At 57.4% G+C, this 6,564-nt stretch carries 5 protein-coding genes; 3 read left to right on the top strand and 2 right to left on the bottom strand.

Annotated elements, in window-relative coordinates:
- Positions 1-30 precede the first annotated feature (30 nt).
- Together AC6LJ2_RS17000 and prpC are read right to left on the bottom strand one after the other, a co-directional pair.
- The gene (locus AC6LJ2_RS17000; protein ID WP_054457897.1) at positions 31-891 is read right to left on the bottom strand and encodes an isocitrate lyase/PEP mutase family protein; all 861 of its coding nucleotides are present in this window, start codon (positions 889-891) and stop codon (positions 31-33) included.
- A gap of 18 nt (positions 892-909) precedes the next feature.
- Positions 910-2,067: a bifunctional 2-methylcitrate synthase/citrate synthase gene (gene prpC / locus AC6LJ2_RS17005; protein ID WP_054457896.1), complete on the bottom strand. Its 1,158-nt coding sequence runs from the start codon at positions 2,065-2,067 to the stop codon at positions 910-912.
- A gap of 172 nt (positions 2,068-2,239) precedes the next feature.
- Between prpC and AC6LJ2_RS17010 the strand changes: the two genes are divergently transcribed.
- The 3 genes from AC6LJ2_RS17010 to dmpG all read left to right on the top strand — a co-directional run bounded on the left by AC6LJ2_RS17010 (position 2,240) and on the right by dmpG (position 6,354).
- Positions 2,240-3,706 carry a short-chain fatty acyl-CoA regulator family protein gene (locus AC6LJ2_RS17010; RefSeq protein ID WP_054457895.1) on the top strand — a complete coding sequence of 489 codons (1,467 nt, stop codon included), beginning with the start codon at positions 2,240-2,242 and terminating at the stop codon, positions 3,704-3,706.
- A gap of 708 nt (positions 3,707-4,414) precedes the next feature.
- The gene (locus tag AC6LJ2_RS17015; protein ID WP_054457894.1) at positions 4,415-5,329 is read left to right on the top strand and encodes an acetaldehyde dehydrogenase (acetylating); all 915 of its coding nucleotides are present in this window, start codon (positions 4,415-4,417) and stop codon (positions 5,327-5,329) included.
- Positions 5,326-6,354, top strand: coding sequence for a 4-hydroxy-2-oxovalerate aldolase (gene dmpG / locus AC6LJ2_RS17020; protein WP_054457893.1), 1,029 nt, complete (start codon positions 5,326-5,328; stop codon positions 6,352-6,354). The genes AC6LJ2_RS17015 and dmpG overlap by 4 nt, the downstream gene beginning before the upstream one ends.
- The last annotated feature ends 210 nt before the right edge of the window (positions 6,355-6,564 follow it).

The raw sequence follows: 6,564 nt of genomic DNA on the forward strand, positions 1-6,564 counted from the left end.
GTCAAGTGGTACTGGATGAGAGCCGTTGCTTCACGTATAGCGCTTTTCCAGGGCGTCCCAGTCGGCCTTTCCGACCAGTCGCTGCCGTTCGCAAAACGGTGTCACGAGACCGCTGGACTCCTGCACCTCCTTGTCATCGCGCAGCGCGGTCAGCGCCTTCTGCATGCCCGCGACCGCACCTTGAAGCGCCGCGTTCGCATACAGCACGATGCCGTATCCCAGTTCGGCCAGCTGGTCGGCGTTGAAGATGGGCGTGCGGCCGCCGATCACCATGTTCATTAGCTGGGGCTTGGACAGCAGGCCTGGTAGGGCGCGAACCTGGTCGGGCTTGGTGACGGCTTCCACGAAAAGTATGTCGGCGCCAGCCTCCGCAAACTGCTGTGCGCGCTCAACAGCCGCGTCGAAGCCATGCGTGGCCGCGGCATCCGTGCGTGCCATGATGAGGAAGTCGGGGTCGACGCGAGCGTCCACGGCGGCTTTGATCTTGCTCGCCGCCTCTTCGGTGGAAATCACTTCCTTCCCCGAGAAATGACCGCAGCGCTTGGGCGCCACCTGGTCCTCGAGCTGGATGCAATCCGCCCCGGCTCGCTCGAGCACGCGAACCGTATGCCGAACGTTCAGCGCGTTGCCGAAGCCGGTATCCGCGTCGACAATCAAAGGCACCTCGACGGCATCGCGGATACGGGCCGTATGCTCGGCGATCTCATGCAACCCGATGAAGCCCTGGTCCGGCATCCCGAACCACATGTTGGTGACGCCGGCGCCCGTGACGTAGATTGCCTGGAATCCCAGGTCAGCAATCACCTTCGCCGACAAGGCGTTGAATGCGCCGGGAACGATGAGTCCTTGGCGGGCTCCGACCAGGGATTTGAGTTGGGTTCGCGTGGACATGGTTGTGTTTTCTTCAGTTCAAGTGCGCTGTTCGAGGGGCACGAATACCTGGTCGTCGGGACCGATGTAGTTCGCCGTGGGACGGATGATCTTGTTGTCGATCCGCTGCTCGATGATGTGGGCCGCCCAACCCGCGGTGCGGGCGATGACGAACAAGGGCGTGAACATGGCCGTGGGGACGCCCATCATGTGGTAGCTGACGGCCGAGAACCAATCCAGATTGGGAAACATCTTTTTTACGTCCCACATCACCGTTTCCAGCCGTTCGGCGATATCGAACATCTTGGTCGTTCCCGCACGCGCCGAAAGTTTGTGGGCGACTTCCTTGATGACACTGTTTCTCGGATCTGAAACTGTGTAGACCGGGTGGCCGAAGCCGATGACGACCTCCTTGTTCTCCACGCGAGCCCGGATGTCGGCTTCCGCCTCGTCGGGGCTGTCGTAGCGCTTTTGAACTTCAAAGGCGACTTCGTTGGCTCCGCCATGTTTGGGCCCCCGCAACGCGCCAATACCACCAGAAATGGCCGAATACATGTCGGACCCGGTTCCGGCAATGACGCGGCTGGTGAAGGTGGACGCGTTGAATTCGTGCTCGGCGTAAAGAATGAGCGACGTGTGCATCGCGCGCACCCACGCTTCATCGGGCTTCTGGCCATGCAGCAAATGAAGGAAATGTCCGCCGATGCTGTCGTCGTCGGTCTGGACGTCGATGACGCGTCCATTATGCGAAAAGTGGTACCAATAAAGCAGCGCCGAGCCAAGATTCGCCATCAGTCGATCCGCGATGTCGCGCGCTCCCGGCGTGTTGTGATCGTCTTTCTCAGGAAGCACGCAACCCAGTACCGAGACAGTCGTTCGCATGACGTCCATGGGGTGACTGGCGGCCGGAAGCGCCTCCAACACCGTCTTTAGCATTTCGGGCAAGCCGCGCAGTGCGCGCAGTTTCTGTTTATACGCCAGAAGTTCAGCCTTGTTGGGAAGCTTGCCATGCACGAGCAGGTGTGCGATTTCTTCGAACTCGGCGGTGTCTGCGAAGTCCAGGATGTCAAAACCGCGATAGTGCAGGTCATTCCCGGTGCGTCCGACGGTGCATAGCGCGGTGTTCCCCGCGACTACCCCGGACAGCGCGACAGACTTCTTTTTCTTCACGCCGGTAGCAGTGGTGGTGTCATTCATGGTTGGGGCCCCTTTTGTTGAATCTTTACTTTGTGCTGTAACGCAGTAATTCGCAGTCTACGCAAACGATGGAAGAGAATCTCCGCTATTAAGGTGAATTAGCGCAAAGGCGGGTTTGCACATTTGCGAATCTTGCGAATAATGAGGGCTTGGATGATGACAGGGGACTGCAATGCGTAAGGTGTTCATGGGAGTGCGGCTTCGGCGCTTGCGGGAAGAGCGCAAGCTGACACAGGTGGCGTTGGCCAGGTTGTTGGGTTTGTCGCCGAGCTACGTCAATCAGTTGGAGCAAAACCAACGTCCGCTGACCATGGCCGTGCTGCTGAGCCTGAAGGAAACCTTGGGGATAGACGTGCAGTCGTATTCCGACGATGGGGAGGCGCGCATGGTCGCGGCGCTTCGTGAAGTAAGCGCCACATTGCCGGCTTCGCCGACTGGCGGCCATGAAGACGCGCGGATTTCTCATGCAGAGATGCGGGAAATCGCGACAAGCATGCCGGCCGTCGGGCGCGTCCTCATCGATCTTCACCGCCGTCATCGGGAAGTACTTGACCGCCTGGAGGCTTTGTCCGAAGTGGCATACAAGAGCGGCTCAGGAAATTCTGATGTGCCTGTAATGCCTGCCCAGCCTTACGAAGAGGCGCGTGACTTCTTTTTCACGCACCATAATCACTTTTCAGAGTTGGACGTCAAAGCCGAGCAATGCCACGAAAGCTGGGGGTTGACGGGGCTGTCACCGTCGCGCTTGGCAGAGGAATTGGCACAACGACTGGAATATGCGCATGGCGTGACGTTGGGTAAGTTGGAGGCGGATGCCGGACTGCTGCGCGCTTACGATGCTGACAGTCGGAGGCTCGGGCTGGCGTCCCATCTGCGGCCCGGCCAACGAGCGTTCCATATGGCAGGTCAGCTAGCCTTTCTTGAATTAAACGCAACTTTAGATCGAATGGCCGATCTGCCGCGCTTTTCCGGCGCTGCCGTCCGACGCTTGGTGCGCGTAGGTCTGGCAAACTACTTTTCTGCCGCGCTCATCTTGCCCTATCGCCGGTTCCTGGATGCGGCCGAAGCCTTCCAGTATGACATTGACCTCCTGAGCCACGAGTTTGGCGTCAGCTTCGAAACCGTTTGCCACCGGTTGAGCACGATGCAGCGCGCAAACGCTTCCGGCGTCCCATTCTTTTTCATCCGAGTGGACAGGGCAGGCAATATATCCAAACGCCAATCAGCTGCAAATTTCCATTTTTCCCGCGTAGGAGGCGCGTGCCCATTGTGGGGCGTCTATGAAGCGTTCTCAAGTCCCGGCCGTATCGTCAGACAATTGGCGCGGATGCCCGACGGTAGGGTGTACCTTTGGGTTGCGCGTACGGTCACGCGTCAGGTCGGCGGTTTTGGTGGAGCACGCAAGGACTTTGCTGTGGCTCTGGGGTGCGACGTCGAGCACGCACATAGGACCGTCTATGCGAGTGGATTGGATATCAAAGATCCGGACGTGCCTACTCCGATCGGTATGGGCTGCAGGGTGTGCGACAGATCAAAGTGCACGCAACGGGCGTTTCCGTACATTGGCCGAGAGTTGTTTGTCAATGAGAACGTGACTAGATTCGCGCCGTACATGCCGGCCGCTAGGGGGAACGATTGAACTCCATATTGCGCGAATTCGAGGCACTTATCAGAACTCCTCGAACATGTAACAACCGCGAGCCCATGCAAGGTGACGACCGACTGCGGCGGGGAATGGATATCGCATATTAACAATGGCCGAACAATTCGTGCCGATCCTCGCGCACGCGACATTTCGTTGACTGTCTTCATCTAGCTGCTGTTCGGCGCGACCATGCTCTGCGCGCGAGTAACCGCCGCGGCAGGTGGGATATTTTGGTTTTGTCGCGGATCATTCAGATGGCTGTGGCATGCCCGCGGGGGGAGAATCCCTGCCAGGCCGGCGCTTGGAGACTCCAGTCCGACGTTTCATGCGAAATTGGCCATTTAATGTCTCTCAAGACTCCACCACAGGACAGCTGAGCCTCTGTAGCGGGGGGGGGGGGGACCGGGGGCACAGGGAAAATAGGGCAATACAGAGGGGGCAGGAACATGCGGTATCCGCAACAGCAGGAAGCGATGATGACCCCGGAGAAGCTTGAGTGGATCAAAAGGATACAGCGGAAACGATCCAATTGGCTATTCGTGACCCAGCGTTGAGGGTCCGAACTAGGAACTGCCCGTCGACGTCGCGCGTGTCTTGACGCGTAGCCGCCTGGCATGAATATTGCATGTGAAGCTGTCGATCGTAAAGATCAAGGGTCGACCGACGCACGATTGCGCTTGGCGGCATTACTTGGAGACATGCATGATTGAGCAAGAGCACTCGCAGCGATCGAGGCGAGGGGAGGGGCGGATTCCAGTCGCAATACTTGGTTCGGGGAATATTGGCTCCGATCTTATGTATAAGCTTCGTAGAAATTCGATGTTTGACTTGCGGCTTGTCGCGGGAATTGACCCGACGTCGGAAGGATTGGCCCGTGCAAAAGAAATGGGTTATTCGACATCCGCCGATGGTATTGACGCGGTTCTAGAAGAAGGGGTGGAAGTTGTTTTTGAGGCGACCTCTGCAAGAGCCCATCAAGCCCATGCTCCGAAGTTGAAAGACGCAGGAATTTTTGCTATCGATCTTACGCCCGCAAAGGTTGGGCCAAGTATCGTTCCGTGCGTAAACATAGACAAGGCTTCCCTGGAAGGCAACGTGAATTTGATCTCGTGTGCTGCGCAGGCGACAGTGCCGCTCGTATATGGCGTTAGTCGCGCCGCCCGGACTAGTTACGCTGAAATTGTGGCCACTGTCGCCAGTAAGAGCATTGGTCCCGGTACCCGTCAGAACATTGAGGAGTTCACGCTTACAACGCAGAAGGCTTTGATGGAGGTCGGCGGCGCTGGCCGTTCCAAAGCGTTAATCGTTGTGAACCCAGCAGATCCGCCACTAATCATGCGCAACACTGTGTATGCCGTCGTGGATGAAGATGCGGATGATGATGCTGTGAAGGCATCAGTTTTCGAGATGGTGGCGCAGGTGCAAAAGTACGTGCCCGGTTATCGCCTAACGGTTGAACCATTTCGACGAGGTGACCATTTCATGATTGGCGTCGAGGTCGAGGGCGCGGGGGACTTTCTTCCGGCGTACGCGGGAAATCTAGACATCATCAATGCGGCTGCAATCGCAGTGGCGGAGCACTACGGAAACGACGCTATCGCGAGGAGACTGGTATGACTAAAATTACTTTCGTCGACGTCACTCTGCGCGACGGCAATCACACATATCGGCATCAATTCACTCCGCAGATCGTGAGCGCCACTGCTGTGGCGTTGGACAAGGCAGGAGTCGATATTATTGAGGTGGGCCACGGTGACGGGTTGGGCGGAAGCTGCCTGCACGTCGGACGCGCGGCAGCATCGGATAAAGAACTCTTAGAGGCCGCTTGCCGTTCCGTCAAACGAGCTCGCATTGCAATACTCATGCTACCTGGTTTCGGATTGTTCCGCGATCTCGAAATGGCGGCGGAGATTGGCGTTTCGGTCGCGAGAATTGCGTCTCACTGCACAGAATCTGACGTTACCGAGCAGCATCTCCGCCGTGCCAAGGACCTGGGGATGTTCGCGGCGGGATACTTGATTTCGGCTGGCATGGCAACTCCAGAGAAGCTCGCCGAAGAGGCGAGCAAGCTCGAGTCATACGGTGCAGATTACATCAACCTCGCTGAATCCCAAGGGCATCTGGTCCCTTCCGAAGTCGCCGCACGTATACGAGCCGTTCGTAAGGCCGTAAAAGTTCCTATTGGTTTTCACCCGCACAACAACTTAGGATTGGCGATTGGAAATATCTTGGCCGCCCTTGATGAGGGCGCAACCTACGTCGATGGAAGCTTGAAGGGCTTCGGCGGCGGAGCGGGCAACGCTCAGACCGAAGTAGCGATCGCGGCCTTGCGTCGGGCCGGATATGAGCTGAATTCCGATATTTTCGGAATTATGGATGCAGCCGACGTCTTTAGTCGCGAAGTCGCTCCGCAGCCTATGCCGGTGATCGATAACGATTCCATTCTAATGGGTTATGCAAATGTTTACGGAGGCTACGTGCACCCCATCAAACATGCGGCAGAGCGTTATGGATGTGATGCTCGGGAACTCGTCGTCCGGTTGGGCAAGCGAAAGGTTGTTGCCGCGCAGGAGGACGTCGTAATTGAAGAAGCTCAGAAACTAGCTTCTGAGCGTTCTATCGCAGTCGCGGATATGTCTTAGTTCGCTTGGCACTCGCTAAGTGAGCGGCAAACTGCCCAGACTCCCCGGCTCTGAAGAGGGCTGTGATTTAACGATACGCGGCACCCGGGCATAAGGCCGGACTGCCGCGTTTGCAGTATGTCTCGATCACCGCCTGGTTAAAACTCGGTCAAGATTCGGCACGGGTTCCTCGCTGACAGTTTCGTGTATGCCACCTGGTCTTAATACCCT

Source organism: Achromobacter sp. 1014246743 (assembly GCF_059760725.1).

Coding starts and splice junctions, on each gene's coding strand:
- AC6LJ2_RS17000 (WP_054457897.1), bottom strand. CDS start 891: ATGTCCACGCGAACCCAACTCAAATCCCTGGTCGGAGCCCGCCAAGGA.
- prpC (WP_054457896.1), bottom strand. CDS start 2,067: ATGAATGACACCACCACTGCTACCGGCGTGAAGAAAAAGAAGTCTGTC.
- AC6LJ2_RS17010 (WP_054457895.1), top strand. CDS start 2,240: ATGCGTAAGGTGTTCATGGGAGTGCGGCTTCGGCGCTTGCGGGAAGAG.
- AC6LJ2_RS17015 (WP_054457894.1), top strand. CDS start 4,415: ATGATTGAGCAAGAGCACTCGCAGCGATCGAGGCGAGGGGAGGGGCGG.
- dmpG (WP_054457893.1), top strand. CDS start 5,326: ATGACTAAAATTACTTTCGTCGACGTCACTCTGCGCGACGGCAATCAC.